The following is a 26,494-nucleotide window of genomic DNA, read 5'->3' as shown; positions in this document are numbered from 1 at the left end:
CCTATTTTTTAATTTTTATTTCCAGACTACCACATTTTTGTTTTTATAAACTGGTTTTAAGTTCGTTGAACCGCTTTTTTCAAGTACTAATTTTGCAAACATTGAATTTTCAAAGTGTCTATCTAATACAACTGATCTGTTAATATCTGTAAGCAAGAATATGCAAAAATCACTGTTTTTGTTTAAGTAGTGTTTTTCTATTTTGTTGTTCTTAACTATAATTTCAGAGTGAGGTGCTTTTCCATTCCATGTTATGTTATCTGTTGTTAAATCCCCAGTTATGTTATTATCTGTGTTTACTTTGCCATTAGTAATATTGAGAGTGCCTACTGCGTAAGTATAATTTTTTCCACTATTTTTATTCAAGTCCCATTCCCCAAAATAAAAAGTCCATTTGGCTTTGTTTATCATGTCATCGCAGGTGACAACTACAAATGGATTTGAATTATTTGAATGAGTATATTTTAATACTTCTTTAGCTCCTTCCTGGCTTAATTTGTAATTATCTGTCAGTATTTTCATAGCTGAACTCTTGTTAACACCTAAAATTTTATCTAATATTTCAACACTTTTGCTGGTGTTTCCTGTATATTTATCTAAAACCAGGTACCCTCTATCTCCCCCAGTTGAAAGCATTCTAAAAATCCCTGTAGATAAACTTTCATTACTTGTGCAAAATGCCATATCTATCCAGTATTCTCTGGAAGTGCTTGGAGATTGTGGATTAAATGTTGAATTATTGTAGAATTGCCTCAGGGGTAAAGTTTCAATATATGCAGATCTCCCATCAAAAACAACAGGACGATCTGCAATAGCTGAAAAAAAGTGTCCATAACTCCATTCTGTAATTATAACTGTACTGTTGGATGTGTTATTTTGAATCCATGCTGCACTATTCCATAAATCATCGTCAGCACCTGGAGTTAATGAAGAACTTTCGTATGCATTTAAAACTGCTGGAATTAAGATTATAACCATAAAAGTTAAACACATAAATTTAACAAGCATTTCTTTTCCTTTCGATGCATTGATGTATTCTATACAAATTCCAACCATAATTCCTGCACTAATTATCAAAGGAGGCAGGAGTAACAATATAAATCGAATTCCTTTTTCAAGGGAGACAAGGCCGGCTATGAGCCACACTACAATCAGAATATATAAGAACCAGTTCATTTTATTTAAAAATTTTTCTTTAAGCTGGTTATTAATTAAAATCCTTAAAATTAAAAAAATGCCAATTATACCTAAACCAAATAAAACAGGACCTACTTTGGCGATAAATTCTCCTATCGATGGTTTCATGAGTTCAGATATAGAAATATATAAATCTGGCCAAGGATACCATGAGCTTTGACTTCCACTCATTTTAATTAGCTCTAAAGGGCCATAAATGAAATCAATGATATTTGAAAAATTTGTTATGCAAATTAAAACAATTGAAACGATGAAAAATGGAATAAATACATTAAAAATGTTTTTTATATTATTACCATTTATTTTTCCATTTATGATGTAAACAACACAACATACTGAAATTATGTAAAACAGGTATTGCCACCCGTTCCACGCTGTTGAAAATAGGAACATTGAAAATGCAGATAAAAGAGTGAATAATACTTGAATTTTATTGTTTCTGCTTTCTACAGCCTCAAAGAAAAACCACATGACTAAAAGGGGGAATATTATGTTAAACATATCTGTATCAAACCATCCGGGAACCGTTCGGGCTAAATAAAGGGGGGCAGTAACTGTGAGTATTCCTGCTGCAAGGGCGCCGTATTCATTAGTAAATCTTCTTACAAATAGATAAGCAACCACACCAGCAAGGGGGCCTATAAATGCAGGTATCCAGAAACAGACAGTAGAAGGAGGGATTTGGAAGAATATATTAACTAATTTATAAGTAAAAGCTGCTAAATATACAATGAGTGGAGGATAGTCCAGAGGCACGCCTGGAGGGTAGTAAGAATGCAAATCCCATTCATTGCCATTTACTACTGTATCTCCAAGATAGCCATGATCTAAGTAATTTTCTGTTAACCTGTAGTTGTAGTATGAATCAAGTTCATACATATAAGGAATGCCGTTTTGATCTTCATAAAAAGCTTTTTGGTCATCAGAAATTCCCTGCAGATAAATACTATCTGCTCTAAGGAAAAATCCAACAAGGAATATGAGTAATATAATTGATAACTTAATTATATTATCTTTTGTAAATTTAATCATCAGCTAATATTATGCAGTAATTATATAAATATTTAGACCAGTTTATAATCAGAATGATAATATTTTGGGAAGTTTTTAATGCAGAAAATAGAATATATTAAAAATTTTTAGATCTTGACTGGACAGAAAAAACCCATATATTTTTGTTTTAGGTTTTTTGTTTATTTTATCAAGAATTCATTTACTGAACCTAGGATTTGGGTCTGATCCTGATGCATGGAGAATTGCAGGTTCTGCATTTGATCTACATTATTTTGGTATTTACCACCCTTCACGATTTCCAGGATATCCTTTTCCTGAGTTTTTCAATTCACTTATCATAAATTATGGCTGGCTGGCTACAAATGCTGCAACAATGATTTTGTCTTTAATTTCAGTTTATGTTTTTGCCAGAATTTTAAAAGAGTTAAATATAAAAAATGGAGGGTTATTAGTTGTTACTTATGCGTTTTTACCAATTTTATGGATAAACAGTGCCATTACTATGGATTATATGTGGGCGCTTGCATTTATTCTTCTTACATGGTTTTTTATCATAAGAAAGCAGTATGCTCTTGCAGGCTTAATGATGGGTCTGGCTGTTGGATCAAGAATAACCTCTGTAATTTTAATTATTCCATTTTTATACATTATCTTTATTGCAGATAAGAAGATTAAAATGTTATATTTTGTAATTGGGACATTTTTAACAGCATTCTTCCTGTTTTTACCATTATATATTCAGTAGGGGTTAAACTTTTTAATATACTACCCTGAAGGTGTTGATTTACTGGTAACATTCATTAATTTTAGCTATTATTTTGGATTTTTATCATTAATAATGTTGGGGTTGATTTTAATATCCTCAGTAAAAAATTTGATCAATAATCTTTTAAAAAAAGATGTCCTTACAATATTTTTATTGTTATCTACTGTGCTCATTTTAACTTTATTCATTAAAGCACCTTATGAAATAGCTTATATTATTCCTGCAATCCCTTTTGCACTTTTATTGTTGAATAATATAAGTAAAAAGAAATTTTTCGTGGTTTTTTGTGTATTATTGCTGTTGAATTCGGTGGTTTCTCTGTTTTCACTTGATAATCCATGTAATATATCTGAAAATGGACGGGTTATTGAAGATGGGAAATATAAAAATACGTTATTGGTTCAATCTCAGAAAATTGTTGATGCTAATATCCGTGATTCAGTTATAATTACAAGTGAATATCTGCCTTCTGTCTGCTATTTATATGAAACATCAGCTAAAAATCGTAGCTTAATTGGAATGGTTGGTTTCAATTATTTTGAGATTAAAGAACATTTAAATTCACAAAAAAATGTGAAATATGTATACTTAGCACCACTTGATAAAATAAGAGAATTGCATAATGAAGGCTATAAACTATATTATGCAGGAAACTGGGCTTTTCGGATGACAAAATGCATTTATAGGTATAATTTGAGTAATTATAACTGTTATAATGCATTTTTATTAAAAATAATCAGTTATAGTTTATTAAATCAGAAAGATAATTGAATCAAGTTGAGATTCTAATTTTAGCTAGGTTTGATTATTAAAATTATTAATTAAAAATATAAGACTTTTTATTTTATTAATTGTGATAGATTGAAGAGGTAGATAAAATATCATTTATGGACAGGAAAAAGGACAGTATATTTTGAGTTTAGGTTCAAAATATTAGAAATATCTGTAAGTTGGATTTAGTTACATAATTCTTTATAATTTAATACAAAGATTTGGATGGATCAAATAATCACAATATGTAATTCTTTCTTACTATTGCCTTGAATAAATGTCTATTCACTGAATAAAAAAAATATAAATACTTATGTATACCAAGCAAATAATATAATCCAATTAAATAGAATTATAAATATTCTGTTAATGATTATGTGTTTTAGATAATATATGATCAATAAATAAATCTTCAATCCAAACTTGGAGCGAAATAATGTCATTTTTTAAAAACATTTTAGGGTCTGAAAATTCACCAAAATTTAGAAATGTTTTAGGATCTGGTACTAAAATTAATGGAAATTCCAGTGTTCAGGAAAATGTAACTATTGGTGTAAAATATAAACTAAGATCTAAATCTCCAGTTATTGGAAAAAATGCAGTCATCCGCTCAAATACAGTTATATATGATGATGTTTGCATTGGAAATGATTTTAAGACGGGTCATGGTGCCGTAATTAGAGAAAAGACTCGAATTGGTAATAATGTTCTTATAGGAACTAATTCAGTTATAGAAGGGCATTGTGATATAGGGAATAATGTTAGCATTCAATCAAATGTTTATATCCCTATAAATATGATAATTGAGGATCATGTTTTTATTGGGCCATGCACTTGCTTTACAAATGATAGGTATCCTATAAGGATTGATTATGATCTCAAAGGGCCGACCATTCGAGAAGGAGCTTCGATTGGTGCGAATTCCACTTTTTTATCGGATATTGAAATTGGAGAGGGGGCTATGATAGCTGCAGGAGCTATTGTAACGAGAGATGTACCTCCATTTTCGCTTGCTATAGGTTCTCCAGCTAGAATTAAACCTCTCTCAAAACATCTTAAAACTTTAAACAAAATTTAAGGAGTATCATATGTTTTTAGAATAGAAACTATTTTTTCTGATACTTTTCTTTTAATAGGTACTTTAATATTCCTCATTTCTTCTAATTTCCAATTATTTGTAAGTAGATCATTCACAGTACTTGTAATATTTTTATAATTTGTCCCAATCAACAGGTTTTTCCCGAGATCTACAAGATATTCCCATTCAGTATTTTCTCTTAAAATTAAACATGGAACATCTAAAACTCCACATTCTTCTTGTATTCCTCCAGAATCAGTCATTACAAATTTTGAATTTGCTAAGAGTCCTATGAAATCTTTGTAACCTGTAGGATCGATTAACAAAATATTCTCGCTTATTTGGATATCATGAGCTTCGATAATTTTTTTAGTCCTTAAGTGAACTGGAAATATGATTTTGATTTGTTCAGAAATTAAATTCATCGCGTTTATAATTTCTTTTAATGTATTATATTCTGTATTTTCCTGCCTGTGAACAGTTAATACTACATAATCCTGCTTTTTTAAATTTAATTCTTTTAATTTACTTAAATTGAATAAGCCAGCTACACGTAAACAAGCATCTATAGATGTATTCCCTACAAGATAAAAACTATTTTTTTGTATCCCTTCTGCAGTTAAATTATTAATGGCATTGATATCTGGCGCAAATAAAATATCAGAACAGTGATCGACAAGAATACGGTTTATTTCTTCAGGCATTTTCTTATCAAATGATCTACAACCTGCTTCAACATGTGCTGTATTGATGTTGAGTTTTGAAGCTGTGATTGCACCTGCAAGGGTAGAGTTTGTATCTCCTTGAACAACTACAAGGTCCGGCCTCTCTTTTAGAAGTACTTTTTCAATTTCTATTATCATTTTCCCTGTTTGGGTTGCATGTGTCCCCGATCCAATGTTAAGAATATAATCACAATTTCGCAGGTTTAATTCATCAAAAAATATTTTATCCATGTTATACGAGTAATGCTGCCCGGTATGAATAATGATATGGTTAAATTCCTCATCAAGTAGAGGCATAAGAGGAGAAAGTTTAATTATTTCTGGCCTTGTTCCGAGTATTGTTGCAATTTTCATGTAGATTAGTTGGGAAAAAAATATAAATAAGCCTTTCCACACCATGATCATGAAAATTTCAGTGATTATTCCCATGTATAATGAGGAGGAAAATGCATTAAATACTCTGGCTAGAGTTAATGATGTTTTAAAAATTTATGATAATTATGAAATTATCGCTGTTGATGATGGCAGTGCTGATGATACCTTTAAATTAGCCAGTGAATTCTCATTTAATAATCCTAATATAAGGATTTTACAGCATTCTGTAAATATGGGAATGGGTAGATCAATAAGAACCGGATTTGATAGTTCTGAGGGTGATATAATTGTTACAGTTGATGCGGATTTGAGTTATAAACCTGATCATATCCCTAAACTTGTAGATGAACTTTTAGCTGATGGTACTGTAGATATTGTGGTAGGTTCCCCTTATATGGAAGGGGGAGGAGTTAGTAATGTCCCCTTTTTAAGATTATTTATAAGTAGGGCAGCTAACAAGTTTGTTGGATTTTCCATGGCTGAAAATTTAAGCACTGTTACGGGGGTTTTACGCGCTTATAAGAGAGAAGTTATAGATTCATTAGAATTAGAATCAAATGGCACAGATATTAACCTTGAAATTTTATCAAAAGCAAGCGCAACTAAGTTTAAAATCAAAGAGATACCTGCACTACTTGAAGGCCGAGAATTAGGCCAATCAAAACTTAAATTTAGGGCTAAAACGATTTCACATGTTCTATTTTCATTCCATGAAAAGCCAATGATGCTATTTGGGGCTGTAGGTGCTTTTGTATTTTTTATTGGTGGAATAAGTGCAATATATCTTTTTTATCAATATTTGGCAGGTATATTAGATCCTAATCGCCCTTTAATGCTGTTTATGGTATTGATGTTAATATCGGGGATTCAAATATTGATTTTTGGGTTTGTTGCTACTCAAATAAGTCTTCTTAAACGGGAAATTTATATAGTCCAGAAAGAGAATAATCTTTTGAGAAAGAGATTGAAATAATTAGTGATTTATTAAATTATTTTCTTAATTGTAATTTTAATATTTTTGGTGCTAAGCAACTGGCGGGATCTGTCTAAAATGGAGAGTTAATTTAATATTTTATAAAAAAAGGTATTAAGGTGGTAAAATTGAATATTCTTGTTCTTCATAGTACTTTTCTTCCAGATTATACTGGTTCAAGCATTCGTTTATATAATCTTTTATCTAGGGTACCCTATAATTTATCTGTTATAACTCCAAACAGGAAAGTTAATGGAGAATATTTTAAATTAAAAAGTGAAAGAATCCAGAATATAGAAATAAAGAGAGTACCATCATTTTCACAGGATCCAATTTGGAAATTACCTGTATTAAAGCAGTACTATCATCAAAAAATGATTTTCAACGAAACAAAAAGGATGCATTTTGATATAATCCAATCACGTAGTATATACCCTTATATGGAATCTGCATACAGGCAACATAGAAAGTTCAATAAACCACTTATAATTGAGGCTCATCCTACTGAAGACATAAATAGTTTTTACAGTTTCTATCTTTTTAAGGTACTAAAAATATTAAAATCTGCTTCTCATATTATAACTCTTACAAATTCTCTAAAAAAATGGGTACAAGATCAATATGAAATCACTGAAGAGAAAATTTCAGTAATAAATAACGGAGTTAATAATGAAAAATTTAAACCTCAAGATTCTCATTTAAACGAGTCTCTAAAGGAAAAATTAGGCAATCCTGAAAAAATTGTTATGTATGCCGGTTATTTGGATGGCATTAATGGTATGGATATGTTAATCAAATCAGCAATATCTATAATTGAAAGTAACCATCAAATTTCATTTGTTTTTATGGGTCAAGGTCCTTATTGTGATGAAATTCATAAGCTTTCCAATGATTACCCTCAAATAAAAGTAATACCAACTGTAAATCATGATCTTATGCCTCAATATTATCAACTTTCTGATGTCTTTGTTATTCCGCGCCCTTCAAATATTTCATCTGAATTAATTACTCCTTTGAAGCTTTTAGAAGCTATGTCCACGGAAAGTGTAGTTCTGGGAAGTAATGTAGGGGGAATTACAGAAGTTATAAAAAATGAAAAAAATGGATACCTTTTTGAAAAGGGTAATTTTGATTCATTTAAGAATTCTTTAATCACAGCTCTGGAAAGTAATAATTCTAAAATAGCAAAAAATGCTCGAAAAACTATTTTAAATCAGTACAGTTGGGATAAATCTGCTGAAAAGTTAAAAAATGTTTATGATCTTATAACCTAATTAAAGAGGATTTTCATGTGTGGAATTTGCGGTATTGTCAGTTTTAACGAAGACTTATCTGAAAGTAAACTTGTATCTATGCGAGACACTATGGTACACAGGGGTCCGGATGGTGCTGGAGTATATCTTTCTCAAAATAAGAAAGTTGGTTTAGGGCATAGAAGGTTAAAAATAATAGATTTATCTGAAAAAGCTAAGCAGCCAATGTCGAATGAAGATAAAACTATATGGATAACGTTCAATGGAGAAATATATAATTACAGGCATCTTCGTGAGGAATTAATAAATAATGGGCATTTTTTCAGATCAGAAAGTGATACGGAAGTTATTGTTCATTTATATGAAGAAAAGGGAATCGATTGTGTAAATGATTTAAGAGGAATGTTCGCTTTTGCATTATGGGATAGTAAAAATGAGGAATTGTTTTTAGTAAGGGATAGAATAGGCATTAAACCACTTTATTACACTTATAATGATGATAAGCTATTTTTTGCATCTGAAATAAAAGCTATACTTGCCAATTCAGAAATACCTCGAAAAGTAAATGAAACTGCATTCTATAATTATCTTACGTTCCTTACAACTCCTGCTCCTGACACGCTTTTTGAAGGTATTAAAAAGCTACCTGGTGGATTTTGGCTAAAATTAGATAAAAAAGGAAACATGACAACCAAAAGATACTGGGATGTTTTTGATCATGTTAAAGAATCATCTAAAAATGAAGATCAAAGTACCAATGAAATAATAAATGAACTTACTGAATCTGTAAAAATACATAAACTAAGTGATGTTCCCATGGGTGTTTTCCTTTCTGGTGGGATAGATTCTAGTTTAAATGCAGTTCTATTTTCTGAAGGAGAAAATAGTCCCATAAAAACATTTTCTATAGGTTATGAAGGGAATTTTGATACTTATTCTAACGAATTTGAGTATGCACGCATAATATCTGATTTTATAGATTCGGATCATTATGAACAGGAAATAGGAATAGATGATTTGTTTAGTTTTATAGAGGATATGATCTATTATCAGGATGAACCTATTGCTGATCCTGTTTGTGTACCTGTTTATTACGTTTCAAAACTTGCAAAAGAACATGGAGTAGCAGTCTGTCAAGTAGGTGAGGGAAGTGATGAACTTTTTTGGGGATATCCTGAATGGAAAGAAACAATTTATATGGAACGTAAAATGAAATATTTGCCCAATTTTATCAAAAATTTAGCTTTAAAAGGTATTTCATTGATAAAAAAAGATCCGGGAATATTTTATGAAAAAATAAGGCGTAGTAAATCAAATCAAACTATTTTCTGGGGCGGAGCTGAAGCTTTTACTGAGGGAGAGAAAGAAAGGATATTATCCCCTCGTCTCAGGAAAAAGTTTGATAATTACTCTTCTTATGAAATTATAAAAGAAATTTTAATTAATTTTCAAAACAATGCCTTGGAAAAGAGTTCTCTTAACTGGATGAGCTATTTAGATCTTAATTTGCGATTACCTGAATTGTTATTGATGAGGGTTGATAAAATGAGTATGGCGGTTTCATTGGAAACTAGGGTACCTTTTTTAGATCATAAATTTGTTGAAACGGCTATGTCTATTTCTGAAGGTATTAAGACTAAGGATGGGGAGCTTAAATACATTCTTAAAAAGGCTATTAGGGGAATAATACCTAATGAAGTTATTGATAGGAAAAAACAAGGATTTAGCGTGCCTATTTACGAATGGTTTTTTGATAAGTTAGGCAAAGAAAGTAGGGAAAAAATAATGGATTTTTGTGCAAAAACTAATTTTTTAAATGCAGATGCCATAGAAAGATTATTTGAAAGAAATGAAGGCTTAAAGATATGGGTTTTGTTTAACTTTGTTCTTTGGTATAACTACTGGATTGAAGAAAAAGAACTATAATACATATAAAATTAAAGAGAAATTGATAAAATATGTTTAATGATTCAATATTTTTAGATATAGTTATTGAGTATCACTAAAAACAAATATCTTTGATAGTATGAATAATATAGAATCAACCAAATTTTTAGAGATTATAAAGTCAGTTTTAAGGCCATTTTTAATTATTTTTAGGTTTACAAAAATAAAAATGAGAGAAAAAGCCATAAAGATTAATCCGATAAAAATCTCTGATAAAAATTTTCTTAATATAATGAACTATCGCTCAACAAATGAACTTTTATTTAGGAAAGAACCTAAATTTCACATTAATACTGAGAAAAAAGAAGAGATACTTTCAGAAATTAGTAGGTATCCTGAGTTAATCAGTAAATGTTTGGATGATGCTGATAAAATATGCAATCATGTTTTTGATTTCCTTGGTTCTGGAGAAAGAATAATTGGTGAAGATATAGATTGGAATTGCGATTTTAAAAGTAATTATCAATGGAATTTCGATGAATATTATTTGGGTACAGTTAATCACCTGAAATACATTGAAAAAGGAATAAATGCAGATGTTAAAATTCCATGGGAACTAAGTAGATTTCAACACATTGTAACTATTGGAAAAGCATTCTGGTACACGGAAGACGAAAAATACGTAAAAGAGTTCATAAAACAAATAAAAAGCTGGATCAAAAACAATCCTGTAGAGTTAGGTGTTAATTGGACTTGTACTATGGATGTGGCTATAAGGGCTGTAAATTGGATATGGGGTTACTATTTCTTTTCAAAATCAAATTTATTAACTGAAGAATTTAAAATTGAATTTTTAAAAAGCCTTTATTTACATGGTAGGCATATAATGAATAATCTGGAATTTGGTGAAATTCGCGGAAATCATTATCTCTCTAATATTGCAGGTTTAGTTTATCTAGGTATTTTTTTTCAGGAAAGTAACGAAGGAAAGGAATGGCTCAAAAAAGGCATTTCTGCTTTAATTGAAGAATTAGATTATCAAGTTTTTCCAGATGGTGTCAATACAGAATTATCTATTAATTACCATCGTTTAACCACTGAAATTTTTGTTTCTACAACGTTATTATGTTTAAAGAACAATATTCAACTCCCTAAATCTTATATGGATCGTTTGGAAAGAATGTTTGACTTTATTTTGTATTATACAAAACCAGATGGTTCTGCACCTCAAATTGGAGATTGTGATGATGGTAGATTTCACATTTTAAGTAACTATTTTGGATGGGATAAGCAGGACCATAGGTATCTATTATCACTTGGTGCAGGTCTTTTTGGGAGAAATGATTTTAAATTAATGAACCATGAATTTGATGAGGAGGCTTTTTGGTTATTAGGAGGGCTAGAAAAACCAAATACCAATAATTATCCTGCTTTCGGATCAAAATCATTTGAAAATTCAGGTTTTCACATAATGCGTCATAAAGATATGTATATGATAATTGAAGCATCTTCACCTAATCCTAAATATTTACAGGGTCATAGACATAACAGTGCGTTGAGTTTTGAATTATTTGCACATGATAAAAGTTTCATAATTGATCCGGGATCATATATATACACATCAGATAAAAGAATACGAAATTTATTTAGGAGTACTCAGTATCATAACACAGTAAAAGTAGATTGTGAAGAACAAAACACTTTTAACAATGACCTTTTTTACCTTGGTACTGAAGCGAAAACCAGAATTTTAAATTGGAAAATTGATGATCAAGAAGATTTTTTCGATGGGGAACACTATGGTTATAAAAGGTTGAAAGATCCAGTAATTCATAGAAGACAGATTATTTTCAATAAAGAAAAGGGCTTCTGGTTTATAAAAGATATTTTGAATGGTAAAGATGAACACCTATTTGATTTGCACTTGCATTTAGCACCAATGAAATTAGAACCATATGATCTTCCATATAGTTTTATAAGTATGAATAAAAAAGCTAATATAGCAATTATTCCGCTGGAAATAGAAAGTTTAAGTGTTGAGGTTTTAGAAGAGAATATATCTCCAAGTTACGGTAAGAAAATTAAAGCTCCAGTTTTAAAATATTCGAAAGAAGCAAAGGGAGAAACAATTTTTTCAAACTTAATAATACCATTTAAGAAAAAAGATGATTTAGAAGAAATCTTATCTGATTTTGAGGATAAAAATAATATTATGATTTAATTAAGCGTTTTTTTAATTCTGAAGGGTCAAATATGGGCGGTGAAGGAGTTTCAATTATAAAATTTATTAAGAATTTTTTGAAATATTCTCCATCTTCATTTATACCTGCATTGGTTGGATTCTTAACTATACCATTTCTTTCAAAGATTTTTGACCCTACCAGTTATGGTAATTACATTTTAGTGATTTCTGTTGTCAATGTTTTATCCATAATCATAAATTCTATTTGTGGAGATTCTACAGTAAGATTTTTCAGCGTTTATAAATTACATGAAAAATTAAAATCATTTTATGATTCATTAATAGTATTATATTTATTTTTAGCAGCAGTACTAACTATAATTTCTTTGTTGGTTTTATATATAATTCAACATGAAATTGATTCTAATTTATATAATTTAATGCTAGCGGGAGTGCCATTGTTTATATTTACAACTGCTTTTTTTATTTCAGGTAGAATATTGGTTGCAAAAGAAAATTCAGGCATTTATAGCTTTTTTGTATCCTTTCAATCTATTTTGGGATTTTTATTCAGCATAATTTTAATTTTAGTGTTTAAAATGAATATAATGGGCATTATGTGGGGCTATATGATATCATTCATCTTATTATTGCCCTTCATTTATAAATATGCATTTGAAGGTAAATATTTTGGTAAAGGGTTTTCAAGACCTATTTTCATGAAATTGGTTAAATACGGCTTTCCAGTGGCTATTACAAACTTGGCTGCATGGATTCTTAGTTTTTTTGATAGATATGTTCTGGGATTTTACTGGGGCAGTGCTCAGGTAGGCATCTATTCTGCAAGTTATACACTAAGTGAAATGACAATGACTATTTTGCTAAATTTATTTATGTTAGCAAGTTATCCTGCCCTGGTGAAAATATGGGAAACTAAAGGAAAAATACCTACTCAGGATTATATAGGTAAATTAACGAGATACTATCTTTTAATAGGCTTTCCAGTGGCTGTTGGTTTAAGTATATTATCTAAACCAATAATAGAAGTTATAACTTCTCCTGCATATTATGGAGGTTATATAATTATTCCATTAGTAGTGTTCGGCGCTTTATTGCTTGGGCTACAGTGGTGGGCCCAGTTAGGTCTATTACTTAATAATAAGACTCATATAATTGCTATAATAGTATTGATCGCTGGTTTCTTCAATATAATAACTAATTTCATCTTTATTCCTAATTATGGATTTATAGGAGCTGCAATTAGTACTTTTATCTCTTATTTAATACTTTTATCGCTAATTATGGTGTTTTCACGTTCATATCTTAAGTTAGACTTTCAATTTAAATCGTTTATTAAAATTGTCTTTTCTTCGGCAGTTATGGGCTTAATTTTATATATTATAAATCAGTTTTTTGCCACATCTCAGATAATACATTTAATTGTCGAAATTTTAATAGGAATTATATTATATCTTTTGATACTTTTCGCTGTTAAAGAGTTTAGAGATGAAGAAACTTTTCTTATTAAAGAAACAATTTATAAAATTGTTAAAAATAGGAGATAATTTATTTAGAAAATTTTATTTAGTTATATATGTTAATTTTAAAAGGTAAATCATGATAGTATGTATCTAAAAATTTCAAGATTATCATTTTATTTAATTTGAACTTGTTAATAATTTTAAATATAAAAACTACAGCAATTATTAAGGTGATTTAATGAATCAGATTTTCAACTATGGCGGAAATATAGTAATGGCAGATATTCCTGCACCAATTTGTGGTGATAATCAAGTTTTAGTTGGTAATTATTATTCTTTGATAAGTGCAGGTACAGAAAAAAGTACCTTAAATGAAGGACCTAAAAATATTATTTCTAAAATTCTTAAAAACCCCGAATTAATAAGTAAAGGAATTGATTCAGTTAGAAATGAAGGCATAAAAAACACGTTAGAATTAGTAATGGGGCAAAATCAGCCATCAGTGATCCCTTTGGGTTATAGTAGCAGTGGTATAGTATTACAAGTTGGTAAAAGTGTTAATGATATGTCTGTTGGAGATAGGGTAGCTTGCGCAGGTGCAGGTTATGCAAATCATGCTGAAATTATCAGCGTTCCAAGAAATCTCGTTACTAAGATTCCCTTAAATGTTGATTTTGATGAAGCAGCGTTTACAACTATAGGTGCCATTGCTATGCAGGGAATAAGGAGAGCTAAGATTCAGATCGGGGATAATGTAGTAGTAATTGGTTTAGGATTATTGGGTCAAATAGCTTGCCAAATCCTGAAGGCTGCAGGGGCTCATGTAATAGGAATCGATACTCTTGAAAATAGAACGAATTTGGCTCTGGAATTTGGGACTGATAAATGTTTTCTGGCGGATTCAAATGCCGTTAATAAAGTGATTGAAAGTACGGAAGGTATAGGTGCAGATTCTGTAATAATTTATGCAGCAACTAAGAGTAGTATACCTGTAAAACAAGCTATGGAGATGACCCGAAAGAAAGGAAAAGTAGTTGTTGTAGGCGATGTTGGAATGGAAATTGATAGATCTCCTTTTTATGAAAAAGAGTTAGATTTTTTTATTTCTAGTTCTTATGGTCCTGGTAGATATGATCCAATTTATGAAGAGAAAGGAATTGATTATCCCGTAGGATATGTAAGATGGACAGAAAATAGGAATATGCAAGAGTTCTTAAAGATGCTTTCAGAAGGGAAAATTGATGTAAAAAAGTTAATTGATCATATATTCTCACTTGAAAAAGCTTCTGAAGCTTATAGTATATTTGAAACAGGGGATAGGCCTATTGGGGTTTTATTTAAGTACAACTGTGAGCATCAGATTCCTTCAGAGAGAAAAGTTAAGCTCCAATCAAAAAACTTTGAAAATAAGATTAATGTTGCAGTGATTGGAGCAGGTAATTTTGCGCAAGCATTACATTTGCCTAATATGAATAAAATGGACGATTATAATCTGAAAGCAATTGTTGCACGTACTGGATCTAAGGCTAAAAAAATTGCCGAACAATATGGTGCAGAATACTTCACTACAGACTATACTGAAGTAATTCAGGATAAAAGCATTGATTTAATTATAATCACTACTCGACATAACCTTCATGTTCCTTTAATTATAGATGCAGCTAATTATAAGAAAGATATATTCGTAGAAAAACCAATTGCAATGAGTTATGAAGAATGTAAGGCTGTTTATAATGCTATAACTGAAAATAATGTTAATTTAACAGTGGGCTTCAATCGAAGATTCTCAAAATTTGCCCAAAAAGCTAAAAAAATAGTTGAAAACCGCATAAATCCGTTAATGATCACATATCGTATAAATTCTGCAGGTATGGGTAGTGATCACTGGATAAATGATCCAGTAGAGGGTGGCGGGGCTATTATTGGAGAATGTGGCCATTTTTTTGATTTTTGTAGCTGGATAATAAATAGAGATCCTCAAAGGATTTATGCAGAGATGATATCTGCAAATAATCAGAAAATTGCAGACAATAATAACATAATAAGTACTATAAAATATTTGGATGGTTCTGTTGCTTCTGTTGTATATACTACTATTGGAAATGAATCATTTTCTAAAGAAAGAATTGAAATTTTCTGTGATGGAACAGTAATTTTGATTGATGATTTTAAAGAATTAAATATAATTGGACATAATGAAGAAAAGGAAAGAGTAGATACTATTAACAAGGGACATTACGAATTATTGGGCTGTTATGGGAAGTTTTTAATAGGTGAAAAAGAAAGTGAGGATATTCCTACAGTTGAAGATGGAATTAATGCAACTATTTGTTCACTCAAGGTTATTGAATCTCTTAAAACAGGAAAGGAACAGTATTGGTTAGATAAATAATTCATATCATTAAAACTTTATTTAATTCTAATTGTATGGATAATATTTATAACTGCTTAAACTTTAAATTGAAGATAAGTTAGCAATAAGACAATTCAACGGAGATTAAATGATAGACAATAAAACTAACCCACTTGTAAGTGTAATTATTCCTACGTATAACAGAGCCTATTTAATAAAAAGATCCATTAAAAGTGTTCTAAACCAAACATATCAAAATTTTGAGATTATTATTGTAGACGACGGGTCAATTGATAATACAAAAGAAATCATTGAAAGTTTTAATGAAAATAGAATAAAATATATCAAACATAAACAAAACAAAGGTGCTGCAGCTGCAAGAAACACTGGAATTAAATGTTCTAAAGCAGATTTCATTGCTTTTCAGGATAGTGATGATGAATGGCTCCCTGAAAAACTTGAAAAAGAAATAGGGGCATTTGGGAATTCGACTGTGAATGTGGGCGTTGTTTATTCAGGGCTATGGTATATTAAGAATAATGAAAAGAGATATGTGCCTCATCTTCAAATCACGAAAAAAGAAGGCAATGTTCATAATGAACTACTTGCAGGTAATTTTGTAAGTGGTTTGACTGTAATTAGAAAAACTTGTTTTGAAAAAGTGGGTTTATTCAATGAGAGTTTGCAGAGTTTAGAAGATTGGGAACTTTACATTAGAATTTCAAAACATTTTTGCTTTAAGTTTATAGATGAACCATTATCACTTGCTTATTGTTCGTCAGATAGTGCATCAATCAATTATTATAACTTAACAAAATCTTCAGAATTAATTTTAGAAGAACACTTTGAAGATTTTGATAAAAATAATGAAACATTGGCAGTTAACTATGCTACTATTGGATTGTATGCTTTTTTAGGCAGAGAAGAGAAGAAATCCCGCAAATATTTAAGGAAAGCAATTATTGCTAACCCCTTTAAGTTAAGATATTTAACAGCATTTATTCTGTCTTTTTTTGGTAAAAAATCTTATAATATATTTTTAAAATCTTTAGAATCTTAATTCCTTGAAAAGTATAAAAGATATGATTAAAATGATTTCAATTATTTGTGTTTACAATAATAAAGAAATTTTGGACGAATGCTTGCTAAACAGCTTAGAAAATCAAAATGAATTATATGAGCTAATTTTAATAGATAATTCAAAAATAAAGTTTAAATCTGCAGCTGAAGCCCTAAATTATGGTGGAGAAAAAGCAAAAGGTGAATACATCATGTTTGTCCATCAAGATGTATCTTTATGCTCCAGCACGTGGTTAAATGACGCTGAAAAAATTTTAAAATCACTGAAAGATAAAGCAGTTGCAGGAATAGTGGGGATGTCTGATAAAGGGGTTAATAATGGTGAAAGGGGTAAAAATACATTAATTCATGGAAATCCGCCTGAAAAATGGGGATGGGGAAATCCAATTAAGAGATCAGAAATTGTGCAAACGTTAGATGAATGTTTAATTATTATTCCCATGTATATTTTTGAGAAATTTAAATTTGATGAGATTACCTGCCCAAAATGGGACTTATATGTGGTTGAATATTGTTTAAATATTAAATCGAAAGGTTTGAAGAGTTATGTAATGCCTTTGGCTGTGTATCATAAAAGCACAGGAGCAATATCAAAAAATTATTTTTGCACGCTTAATAAGGTACTTAAAAAACATTCATACTTGAAACAGATTTATACTACATGTGGTAATTGGAATACTAAATATCCTTTGTTTTTACAGAAGTATACATTTATATTAATCCTGCAAATGTTTTTAAATAAACTAAATGCAAGAAAAACGCGTATGGTTTTTAAAAGGAAGTTTAAACATGAATCCTAAAGTATCAATAGTGATACTCAACTGGAATGGATGGCAAGATACTATTGAATGCTTAGAATCTATATATCAAAATAATTATCATAATTATGATGTTATTGTTGTAGATAATGCTTCTACTAATGATTCCTTAAATAAAATTAAGGAATATTGCAATGGTGAACTAAAGATAGAATCACCCTTTTTTGAATATGATAACTCTAACAAGCCTATACTTGTTTTAGAGCCTAATGTTGATATTAATACTAGAAATAAAATTGATTTATCTTCATCAAGGAAACTTAATCTTATTAAAAATGATGAAAACTTAGGATTTGCTGAAGGAAATAATATTGGAATTAGATATGCATTGGAAAATCTGGATCCCGATTATATTTTGCTTTTAAATAATGATACTGTGGTTGACAAAAATTTTTTAATTGAAATGTTAAAAGTTTCTGAAAGTGATGATAAAATAGGCATTACTGGACCAAAAATCTATTATTATGATGAACCAAACAGAATCTGGTTTGCAAGGGGTAAAATCTCATGGAAATTCTGTAGAGGTCTTAATATAGGTTATAATGAAATAGACAATGGACAATACAATAAAATTGCTGAAATGGAATATGCCAGTGGGTGTGCATTTCTTATAAAAAGAGAAGTAATTGATAAAATAGGATTAATTGATAAAAAATTCTTTTTATATTTTGAGGAGATAGACTGGACACTTGATGCATCTAAGATAGGTTATAAAAGTGTTTTTGCTCCAAAAGGGAAAATCTGGCATAAAATATCTAAATCTGGTGGAGGAATAAAAGGGAAAGTTGGTTTATATTACATAACTAGAAATAGATGGTTACTTATGAAAAGATGGGCAAATAAGACCAATTTTGTATTTTTCATAATGTATCAAGCAGTAGGTGCATTGGTACTTCCTCTATTTTTGAGTATTTATTATAGAAAAACAGAATTGTTCATGGCTTATTACAAAGGACTATTTAATGGTATAAGAACTATTCTGAATGATTTTTAATTTGATTTTTGTATAATTTGATTAGCTTTTCTGCTTTTTTTTCTAATGTCATTGAATTTCCATTTATTTTTTTTAAAGAATTGCTTCCGAATTCTTTTCTTAAGTTTTCATTTTTTACAAGAATCTCTAACTTTTTAGCTAATTCATCAACATTTTTTGGAGGTACAATAAATCCATTTACTCCATTTTCAATCCCTTCAGGAATTCCTCCCACGTTAGTACCAATAACTGGAAGGCCACAAGCCATTGCTTCTATAAACACTACTGGAGGACCTCCCGCATCAGTATGGGATGGGAGTACAAATATGTCTGCCGCTTGATAATATTCATGAATATCTGTGGGAGGTATCTTTCCTGTAAATATCACAGATTTTTCTGATAATAGTGAGATTTCTTTTATAGCTTTATGTTTTTGAGACCCTTCACCTATTAACATAAGTTTTGCGCTTTTGTTTTCTCTTTTTATATTATTAAATGCATGAATCAATTCGAAAAGGCCCTTAAAATCTTCAAGATGTCCTACATATAGGATGAGCACGTCTTCCTTTTTGATCTGGTATTTATTACGAATTTTTATATTTTGTGCTGGTTTAAATCTGTCAATATCTGCTGCATTTCTTAAAACAGTTATTTTCTTTTCTTTTGCTCCAAGGGATACTATCCTTTTTTCTAAGTCATTACTAACAGGGAGGATTTTATCACAGTTAATTAATGAGAAAGAAAGCAAATGTTTAAAAAAGAAATGTTCTTCAAAATTTGCCACATTTTTAAGTGATCCTTCTTCTACTCCATGAGTTGTTATATCCATTCCGTGAGTTGTTATAAATATAGGTATTCTGGTAATTTTTGCAATTATTACCCCGATTAGGCCTGTTGGTATGGCATGATGAGCATGAATAAGATTTAGGTTATATCTTCTACAAATTATAAATAGATTAAAAAAAAGTGAAATAAGATAAGTTATAAGCCTGAACTTATCCTTTAAGCCTTTAAAATGGATAAGTGCCTTAAATTCTTTCGGTTCTACCCATTTAAACCTGTGGACATAAATCCCATCCATTATTTCTTCATAAGGTATATGGGGGTTATGTTGAGTGACTACATGAACTTCAAATCCCTTTTTTACAAGCATTCTGGCATCATTGAAAACAAAAGAGCCATAATAATCTCCTTTATATTTTGGAAACATCGTTGAAACGAAACAAATTTTCATAATATCTACCTAAATTCATTAAATTCTATTAAACATATAAAATTATAACTTTTTATAGATAGTTACATTTCCAAATTGTTTAATCGGTTGATAAGAAGTTAAATTTAACCTGTGCAAAATAGAGAAATAGTAATATGCGTTATTGTTCACTAAAAAGTTGTTAAAATCCTGTTGGCTGAAGGTATAGTTTTTAATATCACCGTAATACCTTTGACCATCCTTAGACGTTGGTGTTATTTTCACATTAGTTTTTAAATACCAACCAGAATAAGGCCATAAATCGGAATAAATTACCTTGTTCTTATAATCCTGGTCATAATTTGTAAGCCACTGGCTTGCTAAACCAATATTTTCATCCACAATTTTATGATTATTATTTTCTTCTTGAATGCCGGGTAAATAAAATGTAAGGGATACAAAAATCATAGAAATCAGAATGATGGAAAATAAATATGAAGTTACATTTATATTTTTAATTTTAAGCTCTATTCTATTTGAAATAGTATTTAGGCCAAATATTAAGAAGTATACAACTGCAGGAGCCATTGTAACAAAATATCTATCATCCTTAATAACATAAACGCTGTGGAATATGAAAAATGCCATGAACCATGTAAATATAAGCAAATGTATATCAATATTTTTTATATTCAAATTTTTTGACAGATTATATGATATGTAACCCATTAAAAAGAACAATACTTCACTTTCCATCCAGAATAACCTGCCAAAAGTTCCTAGAAAAACAAGTGTTAAAATGGTAAATAGTATTAGCTTTATTTTCGTGTTTTTATCAATTTGGGGTATATTAAATAGTTTTTTGGATTTACTTCTTTTAAAATTCATGAATTCATACATTATGAAACAGAGTATGGTGATAATGAAGACTGTAACGCCTTGAGCTCCAATAAATGACGGTAGTTGTTCTATGAAATAAAAAATGTTGGAATTATATGTGAATGTTCCTGTTGAAACAGTTCCTGAACTTGAGCCAAAGAAATTGAGAAATGAATAAAATGGATTTCCGAATACTTCATAAAAGAAAATGAGAACAGGAATCAATAATAAAAGAGATGCACTAATTCCAATTATTGCATCTTTAATTTTAACGGATTTCATATTTATTAGAATGTAGAGTGCTGCTGGAAATATTATGAGTGCCGAAGGATATCTGGTTAAAAAAGCTAACATCATTAAGGGAAATGACAGATAAAAAAACTTTGAATTTCTTTTAACAGCCAAAATTGTGAAATAAATTGCCCATATTGTAAATGAAACGCTGGAGATATCGGAAAGGCCAACCCCTACAAATGAAATAACAATGGGGAAAGTTGCATAAAGTAAACTACCTAAAAAGCTTAGGGTATCATTAAACTGTATTTTTAGAAGTAAAAAAAGCCCAATAACTCCAAAAATAAACAGCAAGCCATCTATAATGAAGATGGATGTAGAATAGGTGTATCCTAATCTAAATAAAATGGAAGTCAAAAATGAAAGAACAGGTGGTCTGGTTAGATCTGAATAACCTGTACCTTGACCTGCAAATAAGAGTGCATTTGACAGGAAATCATAGGTGTCCCATATTGGTCCAATATCAATCTGAATTTTTATCCTGTAATAAGTTATTAAGCTTACAATTATTACTAAAGTAGCCAGTAAAATGTAGCTGCAGTATTTCTTAAAGATATCATGTGAATTAGATAAACTGCCCATAGTATAAACCCTGTTAGTAGTTTTATAAGTTATTGTTTTGTGTTAAATTTAATATGACTTTTGGAACCATAGATTAAACTATTATTTTACATTCTTAAGTTTAGTTATGTTTTAATTGTTATTTTTACTGTAAATTGCTGTTTACAATTATTCCTTGTTTATGGAGTAAACCCTCAAAAGGTTAAATGTTCCATTGGTCACTTCTTTAAAATCACGTGATAAATTAATATTTTCATTTGGATTTCCCCAAACGAGGTAATAATCAATGTCATTATCTTTTAATTCTTTCTTAAGATCATTATAACTTTCATTTTTAGTTTGGCCGTAATATTTACTGCTTGTATAGTAAGCTATATAATCAGACACCCTCCATTCATCATTCGATGCTAAATTACCCTGTACGTTGCAGTGTTTTAATACTTCACTTAAAGTATAACTGTCTTTGCCTATATCTAAATTTAGAATCAAAGCATTAATTGGATTTACTACAAATGAGAGGATTAAAAATGCCAGTAGGATATTTTTGATAGTACTTTTTAAATAACCTATTTCAAACAGTAAATTGAGTAAATACACGCCCATTATTAACAATAAAATATTAACTGGCCATAAATATCGGGGTTCAATTAAAACTAAACTGTATCCTCCTAAATAAAGTAGTATGGTTGTTATTAAATAAATTAGTTTATTTTTTGATGTATTATTGAGTCTTAATCTAAAGATCATGATGATGCTTGTAATAAAAATTATTATGGAGAAGAGAGAAGCAACTTCAAATATGCTGATTATTTTAATTATATTATTTAGAATTAATGTAATTTGATGTTTAAAATTGTCCCAGGATTCCAAAGCATTCCATGATTTCATTTTAAAGTAAGAAGGATCTTCCCATGCACTAATTGCGAATTCATTTGGGGGCTCAATAATCCCATCATAATAAACAAAATGTCCCTGGGATTGTGGACCTACTAATTCCTGATTGTAGTTTCCTGCAGTTCCAAATGTTGGTTTTTCGTATTTATCACTTATTAAAGCGATCCAGACTCCACTTATAATTAAGAAAATCAATAAGCCTAATATGAGGTTTTTAAATATTTTGTGCTGTTTTTTGTTATCGGTACTTTTAAAATAGTAAACTAAATTAAACAACAAAAAATGGGCTAAAAACAAAGGTAAAGCATAACTTTTGCTCAAATATGCCAGTGCTCCTAGAATTCCGCATGATATGCCTGCATATTTTTTATTTGGATAATCTGGGTCAAATATAACGTATAAATAATAGAGGAGTAGGGTAGTTACCAGCAGATCTGGAGAAATAAGGCCGAATAGAAAAGATAATATGATGGGAATTAATGAGAAAAGCACCAGAGTTTTGGATGTTTTATCTATTTCAAAGCGTGAAATAAGTAAATCTATTCCAACTATAGTTAAAACTCCTGTAATTAAAGAAAGAACTCTTGCTAAATAAATATTAAATTGAGGGCTTGAACTAAATGGTAAAAAGGGAATTAGTAGCCATGAAAAAAGAGGACTCCAATATCCATTAACTGCATCTGCAAAATTTCCATTTAAATACTCTTGAGCAATGGTGATATAAGATATGCTGTCCGCGTTGAGACTATACTGATAATAGTTGATCAAAAAGAAACCAATTATAAAATAAATTATTAGAACTGAAATCAGGTCTAAATTATGCTTTATACGATTTAAGTTCATTAAATTACTTTATATTATAAAGTTATTTAAATTGATCTGATACTAAATTACTTAAAATAAATACCTTCATTCATTCTTGGAATCATAGCAGTTAAGACGCACTGCTCCGTATTTTCCGTCCTGTCAAGCATCCCTTTTGAAAGGTAGCTAACTGCACCAGTTTTTTGTCCAAGGTTAGTTACGCCGGTTACTTCATCCATAACGTCTCCAACTTCTTTACCGTTTAAAACTTCTTCAATGACCGCTGGAGGATATTCAAAGCCAGAACTTACGCCGAGCGTTATTTTTTCCCCATCAAAAACAGCGCACCACTGTAAATCGATGTAACCCGTTAAAGAATTGGGTGTTTCCATCAATCCTGATTCTATTCCAACACTTATGTCAAATTCATCAGAATATGCATTTTTCGCCCTATTAATGGCCCCTTGAATGGTTTGATCTATACCAAAGGGTTGATCTGGCACTCCTGAATCCGCATCAATTGATACAACATCAACTTCGCCGTAGATTTTATCAAGGACATTTTTTGTAGCGTTGACTTTTACAGGGTTTCTGGATCCGACTGCAACTTTCATATTATACACCTTTAAAATTAGAGTATAAAATTTAAGATATGCTATTTAAGAACTTTGCCGTTCCGGTCTATTTCTCCATTTCTTATTCTGGTTGAAGAAATTGGTTTCCCGTCCTCTGCAAGTACCCAACCAATAACGAAAATTTTGAGGGGTTTAATTCCTTTTTGTTCTCGTATTTCGTTGATTTTATGTGCTACTGGTTCTGTTTCGTTACTAACGACTATTGCATCCATCTGATCGTCATGAACAGTTGGGCCGTAGTGGTTTTCCAACCTTTTTACCGTGTATCGTGAACCGAATTTCTGCAAAAAATGTTCTAATTCAGACATTCTTTGGGAACATGGTTCAATATTACCTTTCCTACCTCCAAATTCGTTAGATGTAACTCCAACTAATATATACTGGCCAATCTCAAATGCTTTATTGAGCAATTTCTCGTGGCCCTTATGAAAATGATCAAATGTGCCTCCTACGGCTACTCTTTTATATTTCATTCATTCTACCCTTTTGTTTTTAAATATTTGGCTTAAATAACTATTTTATCCAGATAAATATCTAAAATTCAGTTGAAAAATTCCAAAGTTTATGCTTTGAATTTTCTAAATCAAAAAAATTTTATTTTTTTGAGATTGTTAGATATTGTTATTATGCTTTAAGTTAAATTATAAATTATGCTGATGGAACATAACGTGGTAATAAAGAATCCAAGAAAAGTGGACTTAAGATTTGCATCCTGCTACCCCAATTTATATAAGGCTGCGATGTCCTCACTTGGTTTTCATATTATATATGACTTCCTAAATTCTAGAGAAGATGTTTACTGTGAACGGGTAGTTTATCCCTATGTTGAAAGTTTAGAATCAAATACAAAACTCGCTGATTTTGATATTATTAGCTTTTCACTTCAATACGAGCAGGATTACTTTAATGTACTTAAAATGCTGGATAATGCGGGAATTGAAGCTCGTAAAGAAAATAGAAATAAAGATGATCCTTTTATAATTGCGGGAGGTCCGTGTGCAAGTTCAAATCCTCTTCCAATGAGTAAATTCATTGATCTTTTCGTTATAGGGGAAGCAGAAGTCATTTTAGATGAAGTATTGGACCTTTACATGGAACTTGATGATCCAAGAAGAGAAATCGATGCTTTCTTAGATATAAAAGGTGTTTATGTACCGGATAACCCTGTAAAAATGGCCATTGTAGAGAATATGGACAATGCATGTCATCCAGTAAGACAAATTGTTCCTCAAACTGATGATAAAAAATTTGTACCTGCATTTGGGGATGCTTTTCTTCTGGGAGTGTCACGGGGATGTACAAGGGGCTGCAGATTCTGTATGGCAGGATGCCTTTATCGGCCTAGGCGAGAAACATCTCTTAAAAAGCTTTTTAAAATAGCCGAGAAAGGTAAGAAAGCTACAGGATTTAATAAAATAGCACTTATAGGGGCAGATGTTTCAGGATATTCTAAACTAGAAGAGCTTTGCGAAGGCCTGCTTGAAATGGGATTTAAAATTACAAGTCCATCTATGAGGATAGAATCACTCACTGATAATTTAATGGATATTTTACAGAGAAGCGGGCTTAAAACCATAACAATAGCTCCAGAGTCTACGTGGGGTCTTCGAAAAGTTTTAAATAAACCCATACTTGATCAGGCGATTTACAATGTTGTAAAAAGAGCATTTAAAAGGAATATGAATGTTAAACTCTATTTTTTAACTGGTCTGCCCACTGAAACTATGGAAGATGTAGCAGAAATGGTTGAATTTATAAAAAGCATACGTAAAATGAGCAAAAAGAAAAATGCAGTTAGAATAAGTGTAAATCCATTTATTCCCAAGCCGCATACTCCATTTCAATGGGAGAGCTTTGATTTCAATGATCTGAGTGTTAAATTTGAATATTTAAACAAAAATCTCCAAAATGTCAATTTAAAGGTTGAAAATTTGGAAGGTGCTTTTATACAGCATATCCTGTCTATAGGTGACGAGGGAATGGGGGACATGATTGAAAAGACCTATAAACGAAAATTGAAGTTTAAAGAATGGGCAAATATTGATTTTAAACTTGGTCTTGAAGATGAATTACCATGGAAAAATATAAATGCGGGTGTTAGCTCAGAATTTTTAAAGAAAGAATACATGAAATCATTAGCTGGGAATATAACTCCTTGGTGTGAAGCATTTGGATGTTATGGTTGTGGGGCATGTTCTAAATAATTTTTGAATTACTAATAGTGATTTTATACAAAAATTAAAGACATAATCCTTTTTTTTATACTTTTAATTGATTTAAAATAAAGAATGGTTGATTATGTTCCATTT

The 26,494-nt window shown here is 30.2% G+C and carries 20 protein-coding genes; 13 read left to right on the top strand and 7 right to left on the bottom strand.

Annotation, left to right across the window (positions count from 1 at the left end; translation table 11 throughout):
- Positions 1 to 15: 15 nt before the first annotated feature.
- The gene (locus AAGU07_RS05580; protein WP_342458158.1) at positions 16 to 2,229 is read right to left on the bottom strand and encodes an STT3 domain-containing protein; all 2,214 of its coding nucleotides are present in this window, start codon (positions 2,227 to 2,229) and stop codon (positions 16 to 18) included.
- 157 nt (positions 2,230 to 2,386) lie between these two features.
- Between AAGU07_RS05580 and AAGU07_RS05575 the strand changes: the two genes are divergently transcribed.
- The 3 genes from AAGU07_RS05575 (at position 2,387) to AAGU07_RS05565 (ending at position 4,826) form a co-directional block, all read left to right on the top strand.
- On the top strand, positions 2,387 to 2,956 hold the full coding sequence (locus tag AAGU07_RS05575) for a hypothetical protein (protein ID WP_342458157.1): 570 nt from the start codon (positions 2,387 to 2,389) through the stop codon (positions 2,954 to 2,956).
- A gap of 129 nt (positions 2,957 to 3,085) precedes the next feature.
- Positions 3,086 to 3,748 carry a hypothetical protein gene (locus AAGU07_RS05570; protein WP_342458156.1) on the top strand — a complete coding sequence of 221 codons (663 nt, stop codon included), beginning with the start codon at positions 3,086 to 3,088 and terminating at the stop codon, positions 3,746 to 3,748.
- Between the two features lie 436 nt (positions 3,749 to 4,184).
- Positions 4,185 to 4,826, top strand: a complete 642-nt coding sequence (locus AAGU07_RS05565) for an acyltransferase (RefSeq protein ID WP_342458155.1) — start codon at positions 4,185 to 4,187, stop codon at positions 4,824 to 4,826.
- Here the strand turns inward: AAGU07_RS05565 and wecB are convergent.
- Positions 4,823 to 5,905: a UDP-N-acetylglucosamine 2-epimerase (non-hydrolyzing) gene (gene wecB / locus AAGU07_RS05560; protein ID WP_342458154.1), complete on the bottom strand. Its 1,083-nt coding sequence runs from the start codon at positions 5,903 to 5,905 to the stop codon at positions 4,823 to 4,825. The two genes, AAGU07_RS05565 and wecB, sit on opposite strands and share 4 nt — an antisense overlap.
- 43 nt (positions 5,906 to 5,948) lie before the next feature.
- Between wecB and AAGU07_RS05555 the strand changes: the two genes are divergently transcribed.
- From AAGU07_RS05555 to AAGU07_RS05515, 9 genes are all read left to right on the top strand, one after another.
- A complete protein-coding gene (locus AAGU07_RS05555; RefSeq protein WP_342458153.1) occupies positions 5,949 to 6,899 on the top strand; it encodes a glycosyltransferase family 2 protein in 951 nt (316 codons plus the stop codon).
- Between the two features lie 128 nt (positions 6,900 to 7,027).
- Entirely contained in the window at positions 7,028 to 8,173 is a 1,146-nt protein-coding gene (locus AAGU07_RS05550) for a glycosyltransferase family 4 protein (protein ID WP_342458152.1), read from the top strand.
- A 15-nt stretch (positions 8,174 to 8,188) separates the two neighbouring features.
- On the top strand, positions 8,189 to 10,078 hold the full coding sequence (gene asnB / locus AAGU07_RS05545) for an asparagine synthase (glutamine-hydrolyzing) (protein ID WP_342458151.1): 1,890 nt from the start codon (positions 8,189 to 8,191) through the stop codon (positions 10,076 to 10,078).
- A 100-nt stretch (positions 10,079 to 10,178) separates the two neighbouring features.
- On the top strand, positions 10,179 to 12,260 hold the full coding sequence (locus AAGU07_RS05540) for an alginate lyase family protein (RefSeq protein ID WP_342458150.1): 2,082 nt from the start codon (positions 10,179 to 10,181) through the stop codon (positions 12,258 to 12,260).
- Between the two features lie 32 nt (positions 12,261 to 12,292).
- On the top strand, positions 12,293 to 13,786 hold the full coding sequence (locus AAGU07_RS05535) for a polysaccharide biosynthesis C-terminal domain-containing protein (RefSeq protein ID WP_342458149.1): 1,494 nt from the start codon (positions 12,293 to 12,295) through the stop codon (positions 13,784 to 13,786).
- A gap of 154 nt (positions 13,787 to 13,940) precedes the next feature.
- The gene (locus AAGU07_RS05530; protein ID WP_342458148.1) at positions 13,941 to 16,094 is read left to right on the top strand and encodes a bi-domain-containing oxidoreductase; all 2,154 of its coding nucleotides are present in this window, start codon (positions 13,941 to 13,943) and stop codon (positions 16,092 to 16,094) included.
- A 109-nt stretch (positions 16,095 to 16,203) separates the two neighbouring features.
- Positions 16,204 to 17,115: a glycosyltransferase family 2 protein gene (locus AAGU07_RS05525; protein ID WP_342458147.1), complete on the top strand. Its 912-nt coding sequence runs from the start codon at positions 16,204 to 16,206 to the stop codon at positions 17,113 to 17,115.
- Between the two features lie 31 nt (positions 17,116 to 17,146).
- On the top strand, positions 17,147 to 17,935 hold the full coding sequence (locus tag AAGU07_RS05520; RefSeq protein ID WP_342458146.1) for a glycosyltransferase: 789 nt from the start codon (positions 17,147 to 17,149) through the stop codon (positions 17,933 to 17,935).
- Positions 17,925 to 18,947 carry a glycosyltransferase family 2 protein gene (locus tag AAGU07_RS05515; RefSeq protein WP_342458145.1) on the top strand — a complete coding sequence of 341 codons (1,023 nt, stop codon included), beginning with the start codon at positions 17,925 to 17,927 and terminating at the stop codon, positions 18,945 to 18,947. Before AAGU07_RS05520 ends, AAGU07_RS05515 begins: the two co-directional genes overlap by 11 nt.
- Here AAGU07_RS05515 and AAGU07_RS05510 read toward each other — a convergent pair.
- The 5 genes from AAGU07_RS05510 to AAGU07_RS05490 all read right to left on the bottom strand — a co-directional run bounded on the left by AAGU07_RS05510 (position 18,928) and on the right by AAGU07_RS05490 (position 24,658).
- Positions 18,928 to 20,160: a glycosyltransferase family 4 protein gene (locus tag AAGU07_RS05510; protein WP_342458144.1), complete on the bottom strand. Its 1,233-nt coding sequence runs from the start codon at positions 20,158 to 20,160 to the stop codon at positions 18,928 to 18,930. The genes AAGU07_RS05515 and AAGU07_RS05510 overlap by 20 nt on opposite strands.
- A 42-nt stretch (positions 20,161 to 20,202) precedes the next feature.
- Entirely contained in the window at positions 20,203 to 21,873 is a 1,671-nt protein-coding gene (locus AAGU07_RS05505) for a glycosyltransferase family 39 protein (protein WP_342458143.1), read from the bottom strand.
- 147 nt (positions 21,874 to 22,020) lie between these two features.
- Entirely contained in the window at positions 22,021 to 23,514 is a 1,494-nt protein-coding gene (locus tag AAGU07_RS05500) for a hypothetical protein (protein WP_342458142.1), read from the bottom strand.
- A gap of 122 nt (positions 23,515 to 23,636) precedes the next feature.
- Positions 23,637 to 24,164: an inosine/xanthosine triphosphatase gene (gene yjjX / locus AAGU07_RS05495; protein WP_342458141.1), complete on the bottom strand. Its 528-nt coding sequence runs from the start codon at positions 24,162 to 24,164 to the stop codon at positions 23,637 to 23,639.
- 41 nt (positions 24,165 to 24,205) lie between these two features.
- Complete coding sequence (locus AAGU07_RS05490; protein WP_342458140.1) at positions 24,206 to 24,658, bottom strand: phosphopantetheine adenylyltransferase; 453 nt, start codon at positions 24,656 to 24,658, stop codon at positions 24,206 to 24,208.
- 195 nt (positions 24,659 to 24,853) lie between these two features.
- Between AAGU07_RS05490 and AAGU07_RS05485 the strand changes: the two genes are divergently transcribed.
- Entirely contained in the window at positions 24,854 to 26,389 is a 1,536-nt protein-coding gene (locus AAGU07_RS05485; protein ID WP_342458139.1) for a radical SAM protein, read from the top strand.
- Positions 26,390 to 26,494 lie beyond the last annotated feature (105 nt).

Source organism: Methanobacterium sp. (assembly GCF_038562635.1).
In the GTDB taxonomy this organism is placed as follows: domain Archaea; phylum Methanobacteriota; class Methanobacteria; order Methanobacteriales; family Methanobacteriaceae; genus Methanobacterium_D.
Note: the sequence above shows the minus strand (reverse complement) of the source record. Positions and strands in the feature narration are given on the sequence as shown.